The 16,667-nt window shown below is 55.7% G+C and carries 15 protein-coding genes; 8 read left to right on the forward strand and 7 right to left on the reverse strand.

Annotation, left to right across the window (positions count from 1 at the left end; translation table 11 throughout):
• The first annotated feature begins 183 nt into the window (after positions 1-183).
• Entirely contained in the window at positions 184-1,299 is a 1,116-nt protein-coding gene (gene ompC, locus BG55_RS02010) for a porin OmpC (protein ID WP_034933805.1), read from the forward strand.
• Between the two features lie 92 nt (positions 1,300-1,391).
• On the opposite strand, the gene crl is transcribed toward ompC, so the two are convergent.
• The 3 genes from crl to gpt form a co-directional block, all read right to left on the reverse strand.
• Positions 1,392-1,793, reverse strand: a complete 402-nt coding sequence (gene crl / locus BG55_RS02015) for a sigma factor-binding protein Crl (RefSeq protein WP_034933809.1) — start codon at positions 1,791-1,793, stop codon at positions 1,392-1,394.
• A gap of 98 nt (positions 1,794-1,891) precedes the next feature.
• The gene (gene frsA, locus BG55_RS02020; RefSeq protein ID WP_034933813.1) at positions 1,892-3,139 is read right to left on the reverse strand and encodes an esterase FrsA; all 1,248 of its coding nucleotides are present in this window, start codon (positions 3,137-3,139) and stop codon (positions 1,892-1,894) included.
• Between the two features lie 115 nt (positions 3,140-3,254).
• A complete protein-coding gene (gpt, locus tag BG55_RS02025; protein WP_034933815.1) occupies positions 3,255-3,713 on the reverse strand; it encodes a xanthine phosphoribosyltransferase in 459 nt (152 codons plus the stop codon).
• Positions 3,714-3,965: 252 nt separating this feature from the next.
• Here gpt and pepD point away from each other — a divergent pair, with 252 nt between their 5' ends.
• The gene (pepD, locus tag BG55_RS02035; RefSeq protein ID WP_034933820.1) at positions 3,966-5,423 is read left to right on the forward strand and encodes a beta-Ala-His dipeptidase; all 1,458 of its coding nucleotides are present in this window, start codon (positions 3,966-3,968) and stop codon (positions 5,421-5,423) included.
• A gap of 47 nt (positions 5,424-5,470) precedes the next feature.
• On the opposite strand, the gene dinB is transcribed toward pepD, so the two are convergent.
• Positions 5,471-6,526 (reverse strand): DNA polymerase IV, encoded by a 1,056-nt coding sequence (dinB, locus tag BG55_RS02040; RefSeq protein WP_034933823.1) that lies wholly within the window; start codon positions 6,524-6,526, stop codon positions 5,471-5,473.
• 240 nt (positions 6,527-6,766) lie between these two features.
• Here dinB and dpaA point away from each other — a divergent pair, with 240 nt between their 5' ends.
• Positions 6,767-7,510, forward strand: coding sequence for a peptidoglycan meso-diaminopimelic acid protein amidase (gene dpaA, locus BG55_RS02045; protein WP_034933826.1), 744 nt, complete (start codon positions 6,767-6,769; stop codon positions 7,508-7,510).
• On the opposite strand, the gene BG55_RS02050 is transcribed toward dpaA, so the two are convergent.
• Positions 7,481-8,248: a class II glutamine amidotransferase gene (locus BG55_RS02050; protein ID WP_034933830.1), complete on the reverse strand. Its 768-nt coding sequence runs from the start codon at positions 8,246-8,248 to the stop codon at positions 7,481-7,483. The genes dpaA and BG55_RS02050 overlap by 30 nt on opposite strands.
• A 29-nt stretch (positions 8,249-8,277) precedes the next feature.
• Positions 8,278-8,856, reverse strand: a complete 579-nt coding sequence (gene lpcA / locus BG55_RS02055) for a D-sedoheptulose 7-phosphate isomerase (protein ID WP_034933834.1) — start codon at positions 8,854-8,856, stop codon at positions 8,278-8,280.
• Between the two features lie 213 nt (positions 8,857-9,069).
• On the opposite strand from lpcA, the gene fadE reads away from it, so the two are divergent.
• Positions 9,070-11,514, forward strand: coding sequence for an acyl-CoA dehydrogenase FadE (fadE, locus tag BG55_RS02060; protein WP_034933836.1), 2,445 nt, complete (start codon positions 9,070-9,072; stop codon positions 11,512-11,514).
• Between the two features lie 17 nt (positions 11,515-11,531).
• On the opposite strand, the gene BG55_RS02065 is transcribed toward fadE, so the two are convergent.
• Entirely contained in the window at positions 11,532-12,158 is a 627-nt protein-coding gene (locus BG55_RS02065; protein ID WP_034933967.1) for a TetR/AcrR family transcriptional regulator, read from the reverse strand.
• Positions 12,159-12,332: 174 nt separating this feature from the next.
• Here BG55_RS02065 and BG55_RS02070 point away from each other — a divergent pair, with 174 nt between their 5' ends.
• The 4 genes from BG55_RS02070 to BG55_RS02085 all read left to right on the forward strand — a co-directional run bounded on the left by BG55_RS02070 (position 12,333) and on the right by BG55_RS02085 (position 16,516).
• Positions 12,333-12,995 (forward strand): DUF3313 domain-containing protein, encoded by a 663-nt coding sequence (locus BG55_RS02070; protein ID WP_034933840.1) that lies wholly within the window; start codon positions 12,333-12,335, stop codon positions 12,993-12,995.
• Between the two features lie 65 nt (positions 12,996-13,060).
• Positions 13,061-14,296: a paraquat-inducible protein A gene (locus BG55_RS23110; protein ID WP_034933844.1), complete on the forward strand. Its 1,236-nt coding sequence runs from the start codon at positions 13,061-13,063 to the stop codon at positions 14,294-14,296.
• Entirely contained in the window at positions 14,289-15,917 is a 1,629-nt protein-coding gene (locus tag BG55_RS02080) for a PqiB family protein (RefSeq protein ID WP_052018647.1), read from the forward strand. The genes BG55_RS23110 and BG55_RS02080 overlap by 8 nt, the downstream gene beginning before the upstream one ends.
• Positions 15,914-16,516 (forward strand): PqiC family protein, encoded by a 603-nt coding sequence (locus BG55_RS02085; RefSeq protein WP_034933846.1) that lies wholly within the window; start codon positions 15,914-15,916, stop codon positions 16,514-16,516. Before BG55_RS02080 ends, BG55_RS02085 begins: the two co-directional genes overlap by 4 nt.
• Positions 16,517-16,667 lie beyond the last annotated feature (151 nt).

A 16,667-nucleotide genomic window follows, 5' to 3' on the forward strand; every position in this document is an offset into this window, starting at 1 on the left:
AAGCCAACAGTCGCGGCAGCAAAAGGAGGTAATAAAAGTGCGTGACAGTGACCTGTAGAAAAAGTTCACATTTCGCTAGCTCATATGTAATAAATCTGCAATATTCGCAGGGTAAAACGTTTCTTCTTTCAGAACTTTCTGAAGGTCACTATAAAAATTTACTTATTCGGGATTGATAGCAAAATGAAGAAAAGCGCACTGGCCATTATTATCGCCGCCCTGGCTCTCTCAACCGCTGCTCAGGCCGCAGAAATTTATAATAAAGACGGCAACAAGCTGGATCTGTATGGCAAAGTTAAAGGCCTGCACTATTTCAGCGACAATGACGCGGCAAACGGCGACAAATCTTACATGCGGATTGGCTTTAAAGGTCAGACGCAGATTAACGATCTGATGACCGGTTATGGTCAGTGGGAATATCAGTTCAATACCAATAACTCCGAAGGCAGTGATGCCAACAACGGCAATAAAACCCGTCTCGGTTTTGCCGGCCTGAAGTTTGGCGACTATGGCTCATTCGACTACGGCCGTAACTACGGCGTGCTGTACGACGTGGAAGCCTGGACCGATATGTTCCCTGAGTTTGGCGGTGATGGCACGGCGCGTACCGATAACTTCATGGCACAGCGCGCCACCGGCGTTGCCACCTACCGTAATACTAACTTCTTCGGCCTGGTTGATGGCCTGAAGTTCGCCCTGCAATACCAGGGTAAAAACGATGCGGATTCTGCCAATGCGCGCAGCACCATCAGCAGACAAAATGGTGACGGCTACGGCGCGTCAGCAGTCTATGCCTTTGGTAATTCTGGCGTCAGCATCAGCGGAGCTTACACCAGCTCAGACCGGACTAACGCGCAGCAGGCACAGGCCTGGGGCAAAGGCGAAAAAGCCGATTCGTGGGGAACGGGTGTGAAGTATGACGCTAACAGCGTTTATCTGGCAGCCATCTACACCGAAACGCGTAATATGACCCCGATCAGCGGCACGGCAGTCATCAACAATACCACCACCACCGTGGCTGGCGCGGCGAACAAAGCGCAGAACCTGGAACTGGTTGCCCAGTATCAGTTTGACTTCGGCCTGCGTCCGTCTCTGGGCTATGTGCAGACCAAAGGTAAAGATATCGAAGGTATTGGCGACGTTGACCTGGTTAAATATATCGACGTTGGCGCGACTTACTACTTTAACAAGAACATGAACACCTATGTTGATTACAAGATCAATCAGCTGAGCGACAGCAATAAACTGTCACTCAACAACGATGATATCGTGGCTGTAGGTCTGGTATATCAGTTCTGAGTTGAACCCGGTCAGATTCACGTAATCTGTCTGTAATAAAGGCTGGCGATTGCCAGCCTTTTTCGTTCTTCTGCCCGGTTATCTGACTGCTGTCAGGCGGTCAGTCTGACCGGCTCATCGGCAAAGTCGGCGGCAGGCTTCAGCCCCAATGACATCTCTTCCAGTTGGGCTTTCAGGCGGGTGTGAAAGTTACGCAGTGTCTCTTCCAGCCGCTCGTTGTTTTCCTTTCCTTTCACCGTTGAAGGTTTCCAGTTGCCTTCTTTATCAAACAGTCCGAAATGATACTCATAGGTGAAATGATCGTCCTGCGCTGCCAGCTCCATCCACCATCCCCAGAATTCACGCAGTTCAGGAGCCGGTTTCACATTGACGCAAACGGCAAGACAGTCAAAAAAGAAGCGATCGTCCACGCATTTGGCTTCGCGGATATAGGGTCCAAGAGAACCAAAACGCTTCATTAAGCGGCTCCTGGGATGTCCACCTGGTAACGCCATTGTCTAACCTCCAGAATTAAGCTTGGTTTTCTCCTGATTTCAGAGGCACAGCGGCCATCTGAAGCTATTGGTATAGCAGAGTATTCCGTTTTTACCAGTCAGCAACGCAACGCTTTTGCAAACCAGCTGACGATATTCTCTAAAGCTCTGTCAAAGCTGCCAAAAACAGGCGTTCCTTCTATCCGCAGCGCCTTACCTTGCGCAGACGACCGCGCGATCAGCAAGGATTCTTCTTCCGGGCTGAACGGGTCCGCCGGCCAGTAAGCTGAAAACATCGGTATCGGGCAACGCCGGCCTAACAATCCCTGCGTTTTCAGTGAATAGCTGTTGAGCTCGGCGCGCAGTGCAGCATCCGTTGCGGTTGCCATCCCCAGGCGGCTGGCCAGCACATCCATATACATTGAGGGCACGTTGTCCTGCAATGACCTCTCACACAGCAGGCTGTGGACGACTGGCCCCAGGCAGGCCACGCCGCGCAGTCGGGGGGCTTCCAGATACGCCAGCCGCACCGCCACATTGGCACCAAACCGCAGGCCAAGTGCCGCCACCCGGGTATGATTAACCCAGGGAACGGTTGCCAGTTGCTGCAACACCTGCTGGTGCAGAAAACTGGTGTCCTGGGTCAGTTTCCATTTTGCGGAAAACCCGATGGAAGGCATATCAATGGTCAGCAAGGCGATACCACGCGGGGCCAGGTAGCGTTGAAACAGGCGATAGTGGTCGGTCTGCAAAGTATCCAGACTGCCGCAAAGTAGCACGGTGGGATAAGGTGGGCTGGCAGTGCCAGGCATATGCAGGAAACCGCACACGGGACCACCGCCAGGCACGGCAAACTCCAGCTTTTTGAGCTCACCCGAAAGCCGCGAGGTTGCCTGCTCAAAGGCCCGGTTGGCCATCAGCTGCGCCTGTCCGGCCAGTTCGTCACCACTCAGATGGGGATAACCAGCAATGCTGAACAGATACGCCGCCTGCAACCAGTGGTTTCCTGCCAGCCTGTCATCTTCTTCCGCTGCCGCCCGGTCCTGCCACAGCGCCGCCTGTTTTGACCACTCATAAATCCAGTTGCCGCCCCGGTAACCCATCACGGTATCCAGCAGCCGATCGTCAGTGCGTTCTGCCTGGCTGACGGCGATGCGGGACAGCACCTCCTCCGTTTCCAGCGGTGCTACTCCGCGCCAGGCCCACAGCAGGCGGTTGATTGTCCGATACCAGCCGGTGTGACTTTCACCTTCCAGCGCAGAACAAAGCTCAGATTGATGGCGATTAAGACGACGAACCAGGGATGAGGTTTCAGGATGCCTGAATCGCGGTTTGAATAACTCTTCGCTCAGGTTTTTGTTGGTCATGGGGCAATTCTCCGGCGCAGTGAGTGCCGGGTAGTCTAGCCTGGCTGCCGGTGGGCTGCGAACCGTAAAAAGCACAACGCCCGGCTGAACCGGGCGTTGCAATGATACAGGTCAATCAGCCTTTCACAATCGGCGGAATGTAAACCACGCCCATATCCCAGGGCTGTTCAATCCAGGTATTCTGCGGAATATCAACCACATAATCATCAACCAGCGGGCGACCAGCCGGTTTGGCGAAAATGGTGACAAAACGCGCCTTAGGATACATGTCACGGATAGCCTGCGCGGTGCCGCCGGTATCCACCAGGTCGTCAATGACGATAAAGCCTTCGCCGTCACCTTCAGCACGTTTCAGCACTTTCATTTCGCGCTGATTATCGTGATCGTAGCTGGATATGCACACGGTATCGACATAACGGATGCACAGCTCACGCGCCAGTAAGGAAGCAGGAACCAGTCCACCACGGCTGACCGCGATGATACCTTTCCACTGTTCAACAGGAAGCAGGCGCTGAGCCAGTTTGCGGGCATGAATTTGCAGCATATCCCAGGTGACGACGTATTTTTCACTCATATAAAAGAAGTCCCGGCCAGGCTGACTGGCTTAAAAATGTACCAGGAGAGGGGTTGCGCAGGATTATAAAGATCCGTGCCACTAAAAACCAGCACCGGGCTGGCTTTTCCCTTCATCAGATAAGCATCACGGTGGAAACGATGATATTCTCCTTCGCAACCGGTCAGATCTGCTGACGGAAACCCGCTTACTGGCCCATATTCACCCTGCACCGTTGCCTTATGCTGATGGTGCCGACACAGGAGATTTATCGTGTCTGAATTGTCTCAACTGTCACCCCAGCCGCTGTGGGATCTTTTCGCTAAAATCTGCTCCATCCCGCACCCCTCCTACCATGAAGAACAGCTGGCACAGTACATTTTGTCATGGGCGGCACAGCAGGGCTTTGCCACCGACCGCGATGCGGTGGGCAATATTCTGATTCGTAAACCGGCGACGCCCGGGCTGGAAAATCTTAAGCCGGTCGCCCTCCAGGCGCACCTCGACATGGTGCCGCAAAATAACAGCGATACCGTGCATGACTTTACCAAAGATCCCATCCGCCCGTGGATTGACGGTGAATGGGTGAAAGCGCGGGGGACCACGCTGGGCGCAGACAACGGTATTGGCCTGGCTTCTGCGCTTGCCGTACTCAATGACAAATCCGTAGAGCACGGGCCGCTGGAAGTGCTGCTGACCATGACGGAAGAAACCGGCATGGTGGGCGCTTTTGGTCTGCAACCCAACTGGTTGCAGGCAGAGATCCTGATCAATACCGATTCTGAAGAAGAGGGTGAAATTTATATGGGCTGCGCAGGCGGCATCGATTTCACCAGCAGGTTGCCGCTCCATCGGGAAGCCCTACCGTCAGACTTTGTCCCTCTGAAGCTTGTCCTGAAAGGTCTGAAAGGTGGACATTCCGGTGCGGATATCCATGTCGGCCTGGGCAATGCTAACAAATTGCTGTCCCGTTTCCTGTTTGCTCATGCCAGAGAGCTTGACCTGCGCCTGATCGACTTCACCGGCGGCACATTGCGCAACGCGATTCCTCGCGAGGCCGTTGCCACTCTGGCCGTGGCGGCAACCCGGGTTGATGAACTGAAAAGCCTCGCGCTCAGCTACCTCGCCACCCTGCAAAACGAGCTGGGGTTAAAAGAGAAGAACATCAGCGTGGTGGTGGAGAACGTCGCCGCAGCACAACAGGCGCTGACCAGCAGCAGCCGCGATACCTTTATCGCACTCCTGAACAGCACGCCTGACGGTGTTATCCGTAACTCTGACGTTATGAAAGGCGTGGTGGAAACCTCACTGAACGTCGGCGTGGTGGCGATGAGTGAAAACGAGGCAAAAATCAACTGTCTGGTTCGCTCACTGATCGACAGCGGTAAGGATTACGTGGTGGAGATGCTCACCGCGCTGGGCGACCTGGCTGGCGCACAAACCGTGGCGAAAGGCAGCTACCCTGGCTGGCAGCCCGATGCGAACTCTCCGGTGATGGCCGTGGTGGCAGAAACCTACAAAAAGCTGTTCAACAAAACGCCCAATATTCAGGTCATTCATGCAGGCCTGGAGTGTGGGTTATTTAAAAAACCCTATCCGGAGATGGATATGGTGTCGATTGGCCCGACCATCACCGGTCCGCACTCGCCGGATGAGCAGGTTCATATCGGTAGCGTGGGGCTGTACTGGCAATTGCTGACCGCCCTGCTGAAAGCCATTCCCGCGAAATAACCTCACTCTGCGTTTAAGCATTCGGGGCCGTCAGTATGGCGGCCCTTCTACAATCCCAGTAACAGCTGACGTTCCAGCTGTGGGTCCACCAGCATCACATGCAGCCCGACCAACCTGACTCCCCGTCCCGCCCGACGTTCATCCCAGCTTTGCTTCGCCACCGCGATAAAATCCTCTTTGTTCAGCACCGGCCACAGATGCTCCTGAGTGGTTTGCTGAAAATCATCAAACTTCAGCTTTACCCCCTGGCGTGCTATCAGCCGGTCAGGCCTGATTTTCGTCAGACGACGCTCCAGCTCCTCATAGAGGAAATCAATGATTGTCAGGCACTGCTCCCACTGATGAATATCTTCTGAGAGCGTACGCTCCACGCCCAGCGACTTACGCAACCGGTCAGTCACCACTTCACGTTGATCAATGCCGTGACATCGCTCCCACAATATGCGGCCAAACTTGCCAAATCGCTTTAACAACAGCGCGAGGTCGCCGTTCTGCACATCGCCACAGGTCAGCAGCCCAAGCTCTTCCAGCTTTTTTGCCGTCACTTTGCCCACGCCGGGAATTTTTGCCAGCGGCAGCGTGAGTAGCATCCCTGGCATCTCTGCGGGAGTGATCACAAACTGCCCGTTGGGCTTGTTAAGATCTGAGGCGATTTTGGCGAGAAATTTTACCGGCGCGATACCGGCCGAGGCCGTCAGATTGAGTTCACGAGCAATCGTCTGCCGGATTTCCTGCGCAATAAGGGTGGCCGAACCGTGGCAGTGAGGGCTGTCAGTGACATCCAGATAGGCTTCATCCAGCGAGAGCGGCTCGATCAGCGCGGTGTAGCGGGAAAAAATTTCACGGATATGGCTGCTGGCTTCTTTATAGGCATCGAAGCGCCCGGCAATCACTTTCAGATGCGGACAGAGTTTCAACGCCATCGCGGTGGACATCGCGCTGTGTACGCCAAACTTGCGTGCCGGATAATTAGCGGTGCTGATCACCCCGCGTTTCAGATGACTGCCGCCGATAGCAATGGGAATATCGCGCAGACTGGGGTCGTCACGCATTTCCACTGCGGCAAAAAAGCAGTCCATATCAACGTGAATAATCTTACGCATATACCCTCCGCAATAACTGTATAAGTATACAGTTAAAATGCGTTATAGCAACCATCGCTTTGCCCGGCAAAGCGCAGCGGCTGAGGGCTGAGCCGAGTTTTCTTTCTTTTTTTCCGCTCTGCTCTCTTGCTAAAAAAACAGACAGTGCTAATGTGGCGCTGCGCTAACGGAATATTCCGAAACTGTACGCTGTAACGTCTGCGGACGTCGTATCCACCCCCTACGATCAAGGGAACCAGAATGGGCAAAATCGCACTGCTGTTTGCGATGTTTTTTCTGCCAACCGTTGTATTTGCCAGTGCCCCCGTCGCACAGGTCACTCCGCTGGCACCGGTAAGCAAAGAGTTAAAGAAGCAACTCCTCGGCACTCCTGTTTATATTCAGATATTTAAGGAAGAGCGCCTGCTTGAGCTGTACGGCAAAATTGGCAGCGAATATCGCCTGCTCGACAGTTACCGTATCTGTAATTTTTCAGGGGGACTGGGACCAAAACGCCGTCAGGGTGATTTTAAAAGCCCGGAAGGGTTTTACAGCGTGGGCCTTTCGCAACTGAAACCCGACAGTCGCTTCTATCGCGCTATCAACGTCGGCTTCCCCAACGAATATGACCGCCAGCAGGGATATGAAGGGAAATACCTGATGATCCACGGCAGCTGCGTGTCGATTGGCTGTTACGCCATGACCGACAGCAATATTGACGATATTTATCATTATGTGGAAGCGGCGCTGCGCAACGGCCAGCCTCGGGTGGAGGTAAGCATCTATCCGTTCCGTATGACTGACAGTAATCTGCAACGCCATCGTTATTCGGTGTACTACAGCTTCTGGCAACAGCTGCAACCGGGCTATGCCGAATTCGTGCAGAATCACCAGCCACCCGCCGTCAGCGTTAACGCGGGCCGCTATGTGCTGAACAGCGCGCTGCTGAACAGCAAAATGAGCAGCGGTAACTGTTCAGCGCTGGCGCTCTCCGAGACAAAATAACGCCCAGTCACCTGGCTCAATTTTGTGCCAGGTTTCATTGCCGGTCAGCGGCTGGGTGGCTATCACTGTGACCACATCATCTGGTGTGGTCTGCTTCTGAAAATCAATCTCCACATCCTGATCCAGCAGCGTTGCCTTACCAAACGGTGCCCGTCGGGTTATCCAGAACAGGTTGGTGGAACAGAACGCCATCAGATAACGACCATCTGACAGCAGCATATTGAACACGCCCTTTTTCCGCAGTTCCGTCGCCAGTTGCGCAATATAGCGAAAGACAGCAGGCCAGTTGCCCGGCGTGCGTGGGTAGCGAGACGTCAGCTGATGCAACAGCCAGCAAAAGGCCTTTTCGCTGTCCGTTTCGCCCACCGGACGAAAGGGACCGGTATCCAGCGAACGGTAGCCGGTCAGCTGGCCGTTATGGGCATAGGTCCAGTGACGTCCCCACAGCTCGCGGGTAAAAGGATGGGTGTTTTCCAGCGACACTTCGCCCCGGTTTGCCTGGCGTATATGCGCCACGACCGAGCAGGATTTAATCGGATACTCCTGCACCAGTCGGGCAATGGGCGAATTAAAACTGGGCTGAGGATCTTTGAATGTGCGACAGCCTTTTCCTTCGTAAAAAGTAATCCCCCAACCGTCTTTATGCGGACCGGTTCCCCCACCCCGCTGAACCAGCCCGGTAAAGCTGAAACAGATGTCGGTAGGGACATTCGCGCTCATCCCGAGCAGTTCACACATACAATGACCTCGTCAAAGGGTAAGACAAATCAGGCCGCCATCTCTTTTTCAATCAGCAGGATCAGGATATGGATAACCTTGATGTGAATTTCCTGAATGCGGTCGGCATAACCGAAATGCGGCACCCGAATTTCCACATCGGCCATGCCGTCCATTTTGCCGCCGTCTTTACCGGTGAGCGTGATCACCTTCATTCCCTGAGCGCGGGCTGCTTCAATGGCTTTGATCACGTTCGCGGAGTTGCCGGAGGTGGAAATACCTAACAAAACATCGCCCGATTTTCCCACCGCTTCCAGATAACGTGAGAAGACATAGTCATAGCCAAAGTCGTTGCTGACGCAGGAGAGGTGACTGACATCAGAAATAGCAATGCCGGGATAGCCCGGACGGTTATCGCGATAGCGTCCGGTCAGTTCCTCAGCAAAATGCATGGCATCACAGTGTGATCCCCCATTGCCACAGGAGAGCACTTTTCCTCCGGCTTTGAATGAATCAGCCAGCAATACGGCAGCACGCTGAATCGCGTGGATATTCGCGTCATTACTGAGGAATTTATTCAGTGTGTCAGCCGCCTCGTTAAGTTCGGCGCGAATGATGTCCTGATACATAGGGGGAATCCTTTTAGGTGAGCCAGGCGTCAGTTTACCCGGTTGCAGACCAGGCGCAAAGCGCCTTTCCCGGCGCTGGCAGGCGTCAGCTCGCAGGGTCAGCAGATTGTGATCGACGTTGTAAATATTATGTGAACATATTGCTAACAGAATACATCTCATCTAAACCTGTAGCTAACAGGTCAGACCTCTTACCCCTTAACGGAGATGTTTATGATGGTTCTCAGTTGCGTGGCGACAATCCTGCTGATTGGCGCACTCTTTTATCACCGCGTTAATCTGCTGCTGAGCAGCCTGACAGTGCTGGTGTGGTGCGCGGCAATGGCCGTCGCTCAGCTGTGGACGCCGTGGTTGATTATCCCACTGGCTATCATTCTGTTGCCTTTTAATCTGCTGCCCATGCGCAGAGCGATGTTCTCAAAGCCGGTATTGCACACCTTCAAAAAAGTCATGCCGCCAATGTCCCGCACCGAGAAAGAAGCTATCGAGGCCGGTACCACCTGGTGGGAGGGCGATCTGTTTCGCGGCCGACCAGACTGGCAAAAACTGCACAACTATCCGCAGCCCCGCCTCAGCGCAGAGGAACAGGCTTTTCTGGATGGCCCGGTGAACGAAGCCTGCCGTATGGCGAGTGATTTTCAGATAACCCACGAGCTGGCCGATCTGCCACCAGAGCTGTGGGCACATCTGAAAGCACATCGCTTCTTTGCCATGATTATTAAGAAAGAATACGGCGGACTGGCGTTTTCCGCTTATGCGCAGGCCCTTGTGCTGCAAAAGCTGGCGGGCGTGTCGGGTATTCTGGCGATCACCGTCGGGGTGCCCAACTCTCTTGGTCCCGGTGAGCTGCTGCAACATTACGGCACGGAGCAACAAAAAGACCACTATCTGCCGCGCCTGGCCCGTGGTCAGGAGATCCCCTGTTTTGCGCTGACCAGCCCGGAAGCCGGTTCCGATGCAGGCGCTATCCCGGATACCGGCATCGTCTGCATGGGCGACTGGCAGGGTCAGCAGGTGCTGGGGATGCGTCTGACCTGGAACAAACGCTACATCACCCTGGCCCCCATCGCCACCGTGCTGGGCCTGGCATTTAAACTCTACGATCCTGAGCATCTGCTGGGCGAAACTGAAGACCTCGGCATTACCTGCGCCCTGATCCCTGCCTGCACGCCAGGCGTGGAGATTGGCAAACGTCACTTTCCGCTTAATGTTCCGTTCCAGAACGGCCCAACCCGTGGCAAAGACATTTTTGTGCCGGTTGACTACATTATCGGCGGGCCAAAAATGGCCGGTCAGGGCTGGAGAATGCTGGTGGAATGCCTTTCTGTCGGGCGCGGTATCACCCTGCCCTCCAACTCTACCGGTAGCCTGAAAAGCATCGCGCTGGCAACGGGAGCTTATGCGCACATTCGCCGCCAGTTTCGTCTGCCGGTCGGCAAGATGGAAGGCATTGAAGAGCCGCTGGCGCGCATCGCGGGCAATGCTTACGTGATGGATGCTGCCGCCTCGCTCATCACCTACGGCATTGTGCAGGGCGAAAAGCCCGCAGTGCTGTCAGCGATTGTCAAATACCACTGCACACATCGTGGCCAGCGGGCCATCGTCGATGCGATGGATATTGCCGGCGGCAAAGGCATCATGCTCGGCAACAGTAACTTTCTGGCAAGGGCGTATCAGGGTGCCCCGATTGCCATCACCGTGGAAGGGGCCAACATTCTGACCCGCAGCATGATTATCTTCGGCCAGGGGGCGATTCGCTGTCATCCTTATGTACTGGCGGAGATGGAAAGCGCACAGAACAATGACGTCATTGCCTTTGACCAGGCGCTGTTCAGTCACGTCGGTCATGTCGGCAGCAACGGGATGCGCAGCCTGTGGCTGGGGCTGACCGGTGGCCGAACCAGCACCTCGCCAACCCGCGACGCCACCCGCCGTTACTACCAGCATCTTAACCGCCTGAGCGCCAGTCTGGCGCTGCTGTCGGATGTCGCTATGTCGGTTCTCGGCGGCAGTCTGAAACGTCGGGGGCGGATTTCTGCCCGGCTGGGGGATGTGTTGAGCCAGCTCTACCTGGCGTCTGCAACCTTAAAGCGCTACGAAGATGAAGGCCGTAATCAGGCCGATCTCCCCCTGCTGCACTGGGGCGTACAGGATGCGCTTAACCAGGCAGAAATCGCCGTGGACGATCTGCTGCGCAACTTTCCCAACCGGATCATAGCTGGCCTGCTACGCGGGATGATTTTCCCCCTGGGCCGCCACTGCCGGGCACCGTCTGACCAGCTGGATCATCAGCTGGCACAGCTGCTGCAAACCCCCTCAGCTACCCGCACTCGTCTGGGACGCGGCCAGTATCTCACGCCCGGTGAACATAATCCGGCAGGTCAGCTGGAAGAAGCGTTGCAGGACGTCATGGCCGCCGAAACCATCCACGAGCGCCTCTGTAAGCAGTTGAAGAAAAATCTGTCGTTTACCCGCCTGGACGAGCTGGCAACACGCGGATTGCAGGAGAAATGGTTAAATGAAGAAGAAGCAGCCATTCTGACCCGGGCAGAAGCCAGCCGCCTGCGCTCAATTAACGTTGATGAGTTTGCTGCTGACGCACTGGCCGCAGCAGCAGAAAAACCCGGGGTATCATCGCCCAGCGTTGCCGCCGCCTGAACAGGCGGCGTCCCTCGTCACTGTGCCGCCGGTTTGCCCGCACCGGCGAAAAACATACTGACCGCACAGCGCGTCATTTCGCTGATGCGGCTGGTCCCTACCGGCTGGGCCTGCCGCTGGTAAATGCGCCCGTCGATCTCAGCGGTCAGCAGCGCCATAAACTGCAATGCCCGCAGACTGGCATCGCCGGGACGCAGTTCTCCGGCGTCCATCGCAGAGAGCATCACCGCCGACAGTTTTTCCATACTTTCGCGCGGCCCGGAGTCATGAAACAGCGTACCGATATCAGTGTGTCCGGATTCCGCCACCACCATACGATAGACCGCCAGCGCGCTGCCGTCGTTGACCAGCACCTGTAACATTCTTTCGCCAAATTTCTGAAGTTTCTCTTTCAGGGGCTGATTACGGTGCGAAATCTCATTCAGCTCTCCCGCCGCATCGGTGAGGTGCTGAGTCGCATAGGTTCTCACCACCGCAGTGAACAACTCTTCTTTTGAAGGAAAATAGTTATACAGCGTCGCCTTGGAACCTCCCAGCCGCCTGGCCAGTTCGTTCATTGAGGCCCGCTCATAGCCCATTTCCTGAAAAAGCGCGGCGGCCACTTCAATAATGGCCTCGCGTCGTGCCAGCGTTTTTACTTTCATCGGCTCACATCTTTTTTCAAAAATAAACCCAAGTGTACATTTTCTTGACAGAGAAATCATCCGCGTGCATAAATAAACCGTACGGTACAGTTTTAAGCTGACCATCCCGCTCTCACCAGATAAAATCTGGCTGACAGCAATGCGCTATTACACTTACTTGCGAAGATTATCCCTATGTCTCAGATGCCTGCCGTTTATCGTTCTCTTATGTTGCTAGCCGCTGTCACGCTGGCTGGCTGTGCCGGTACCCAGCCTGTTGCCTACAGCAATCTTCAGGCCTCTTCCCGCCTGCAACCCAATACCGGTGATGATGCTTATCGCATCCCGTATAACTACAGCAGCAATCCGGACTGGCATAAATACAGCCAGGTTATTGTCGAGCCGGTGACCATTTATCGCGGTGCAGATAATCAGTTTGGCGATATGGATGCGGAAGATCAGCAGTCGCTGGCGAACTACATGCAGGAGCAGTTCAGCGATCGTCTGAAACAGCGCTTCAGCCTGGTTAACGCAGCAACACCGGGCACATTACGCATTCGCCTGACCCTGACCGGGGCTGATACCACCACGCCAGTCGTCGGCACCTTTACCAAGTTCGACCTGGCCGGTGGCCCGTACAATATCGTGCAGTCGATCCGTGGCAGAGAGGGGATGATGAACGGTTGGGTAAGCTATGCCACCGAAATCTACGATGCGCAGACCAACCAGCTGCTCGCCGCCTGGGTAGAAAAGCAGTATCCCAACGCGATGAATGTCAGCGCGAGTATTGGTTCACTGAGCGCAGCGAAGGTGGGCGTTGAAAAAGGTGCGGATGAGTTGATCACCCGTCTGAAATAACGTCGGAGCACACTGGGGCGGCCTCAGCGCCGCCACTTTTCTGCTCTCCTGCGGGACAACGCCCGATGAACAGCTTTCCTGAGTTAGCCATTTGTCCCTGTTGCAGCCATCTTCACCGCCGCGAAAGCCTGACCTGCGGTGAACATGCATCCTGCCTGCGTTGTGCCAAAACGCTCTTTGCGTCAGCGCCGCGCTATTCGCGTCGACTGGCACTGATGCTGTCGGCGGTTTTTGCGCTGCCGGTCGCGACCTTTCTGCCGCTTATTACCGTCGGTTTGCAGGGAAACACGCGCCCGGTGACGCTGGTAAATATGGTGGTCTCGCTGGTACAGAGTCATCAGTGGCTGCTGGCGACCATCGTGATGCTGATATTTGTGTTATTTCCGGCGGTACAACTTGTTCTGTACAGCTGGCTGTGCCACTTTGCCAGCCGCGCGCGTCACGCGCCGGGACACCGGACCGCTTTGCAGATCCTTCACTGGCTGAACCCCTGGTGCATGAGCGATGTTTGCCTGCTTGGGTTACTGATTGCGGGTTACAAAATGGTCGAATTCATTCAGCTCAGCATTGGGCCGGGATTCTGGGCGCTGGTGTGGGTTGCCCTGCTCTGCCGGAGTATCAGTCGTCACGATCTCGCCGGGCTGTGGAGTATTAACAGCACCCCCACCCCACCCGGCAGAAAACCGACGGAGGCATCTGCGACCAGACTGACGGGATGCCGCCATTGCGGGCTGGTCTGCGAGGCAGATCGCCGCACAAAATTTACCACCCGCTGTCCACGCTGCCACACAAGGCTCTCTTTGAATACTGTCGATAACCTCTCACGCACCACCGCGCTGTTAGTGGCGGCGATAATCTGCTATTTCCCGGCGAACCTGCTGCCGGTGATGCAAACCACTTTGCTGGGTAACAGCAGCGAAAAAACCATCCTCAGCGGCATTGTGGCATTCCGCGACAGCGGCGCGATTGCCATCGCAGCAATAATATTTATCGCCAGCGTGGTGATCCCGGTGATGAAATTTCTGGCGATTGGACTGCTGATTATTACCTGCCATCTGCGCAGCCAGTGGGCGGCCAGCAAACGAACCCAGCTTTACCGGCTGACGGAAGCCATCGGTTATCTCTCACTGCTGGACGTGATCGTGGTGGTCATCATGTCATGTGCCATGCAGTTCGCCCCGTCGGTGACCGTGGAACCGCGAAGCGGCATTCTCTTTTTTGCCCTGTCCGTGATCCTGACCATGCTTTCCGCCCTCAGTTTTGATCCACGCCTGATCTGGAGCCGCAACCATCATGAGTAATTCCGTTCCTCCGGCCCCGCATCGCCACACCGGCTGGAAAACCGCGTGGCTTGTCTGGCTGATCCCGCTGGCGGCGCTGCTGGCAGCCCTGACATTACTTGCCGGTAGTCTGCACGCCACAGGCACCGATATTGAAATAACCTTTCAGAACGCTGCCGGGCTGGAGGCAGGCAAAACGCCGTTGAAATACCGGGATATTACCGTGGGGGTGCTGAAATCACTCTCGCTGAACAGCGAAGGTGATCAGGTGGTGGCCGTCATCACCCTGGACAAAAATGCCGCCTGGTTGGCCCGTGCCGGTAGTCGTTTTTGGGTGGTGCGTCCCAGAGTCGGGCTGGGTGGCGTCAGCGGGATAGAAACGGTGCTATCCGGCGCATGGATTGCCGCCGACCGGGGAACATCAGCAACAGAAATGCGCCATTTTACCGGGCTGGAGATGCCGCCGGCACAAATCAACGGCACCCCTGGCCGTCGTTTCACGGTCAGAACCGACGATCTCGGCTCGCTGGATATTGGTTCACCGGTCTATTTTCGTCGTGTCCAGGTTGGGCGGATCGTGTCATGGCGATTGCAGGATGATGGCAAAGCGGTAGAGATCAATCTGTTTATCGATGCGCCCTGGGACCGCTTTGTCACCCGCCACTCCCGTTTCTGGAATGCCAGCGGGATGGATTTGTCGGTAGGCGCAAACGGCCTGCATTTAAAAACTCAGACCGTTGCCTCAGTGCTGGCCGGGGGGATTGCGTTCCGCACGCCGGATGAAGCTAACGCACCGGATAACAACGCCGATGGCAGCTATGAGCTGGCAAAAGATGAAGAGCAGGCCCTCTCTCCGCCTGACAGACCATCGGTCCCTTTCCAGCTCCGTTTTGAACGTTCCCTCAGGGGGCTGACACCCGGCGCGCCGGTGGAGTTTTCCAGCATTACCATTGGCAAGGTGGTGTCGGTCAGCCTCGATTACAGCCCGGTCGGCTATCGTTTTCCTTCGGTGGTCAATATCGAGGTTTATCCGAACAGGCTGGGTAACGTGCTGGATAAACTGCCCAAACCGGGAAAAGATTTATCTCAGGCCACGGCTGAATTCACCCGCGATATGGTGGAACACGGTCTGCGGGCCCAGGCAACCACCGGTAACCTGCTGACCGGCCAGCTCTACATCGCGCTGGATTTCCAGGCCGATGCCCGCAAAGTGCCTTTTGATATGACGGCCAGGCCACTGATTATCCCCACCGTTAACGGCGGATTTGAGCGCATCCAGCAACAGGTTGCCAGTATCGTCGGTAAGGTTGACCGCATGCCGCTGGAGGACATTGGCAACCAGCTGAATGCCACGCTGGCCGGGAGCAATAAGCTGTTACAACAGTTGAACACCCATACCCTGCCGCAGGCAGACAGGCTGGTCGCCCGACTGGACAGCACCACCGGTACGGTGCAGACGCTGCTGTCTGAAGACTCACCGCTGATGATTACCGCCACACAAAGTTTGCAGGAACTCGGTCGGATGCTGCGGGCGATGCGCACGCTGAGCGAGATGCTTAACCGCAATCCGGAAGCTCTGATTCAGGGACGCCCCGCACAGGCGGCCTCTTCATCTCCTCCACCAGAAAGGTCTGGCCGATGAAATACGCATTTGTCTGTTTTACTCTGCTGATTGTCGGCGCGCTGACGGCCTGCTCCTCGCCGCCGGTGCGTTATCACACGCTGAATGTTGCACCGCCGCCCCGTGCGGACGCGGCCCCGTCGGCACCCTTCGTCATTTATCTGTTGCCTACGGGCGTTCCCCCACAGATTGATATTCCACAGCTGGTGGTGATGACCGGCAACGACAGGATTGATCTGCTGGACAATGACCGCTGGCTGAGTCCGGTGGGGGACGAAATTCAGACCGCGCTCTCTTCGGCGCTGACGACGCTGTTGCATACCCAGGACGTCAGCGGTATTACCTCGCGCCCGTTGCGCCCGGTAATCTTTATCCGAGTGCAGATCAGACGTTTTGACAGCTGGCCCGGTCAGTATGTGAAATTGCAGGCCGACTGGGGCCTGCGCAAAGGAGAAGAGCAGCTGCTGTGCCGCACGACGCTGGTTGAAGATGCATCGGGCGGCATGGATGAGATGTTTGCCGCCCAGCAAAGAATTGTACACCGCCTGGCGGAGACGATTGCTCAGCGAGCCAGCGATCCGCAGCTGTCTGCCAGCAATAAAAACCTGTTATGCCAGTAGCAGACGGGCATAAATACAGCCACTAACGCCTGGCCGTCTCCGGAAGCCTGTACGCGGGGTCTGACGATGAGTGCAGCGAAAACTCGCCTGAGGACTGTCCGCTGGGCTCTGACATGCAGCAGCAATCGATAACTAAATGATCCTTAAGCTG

Origin of the sequence: Erwinia mallotivora, assembly GCF_000590885.1 — a bacterium.
Taxonomy (GTDB): domain Bacteria; phylum Pseudomonadota; class Gammaproteobacteria; order Enterobacterales; family Enterobacteriaceae; genus Erwinia; species Erwinia mallotivora.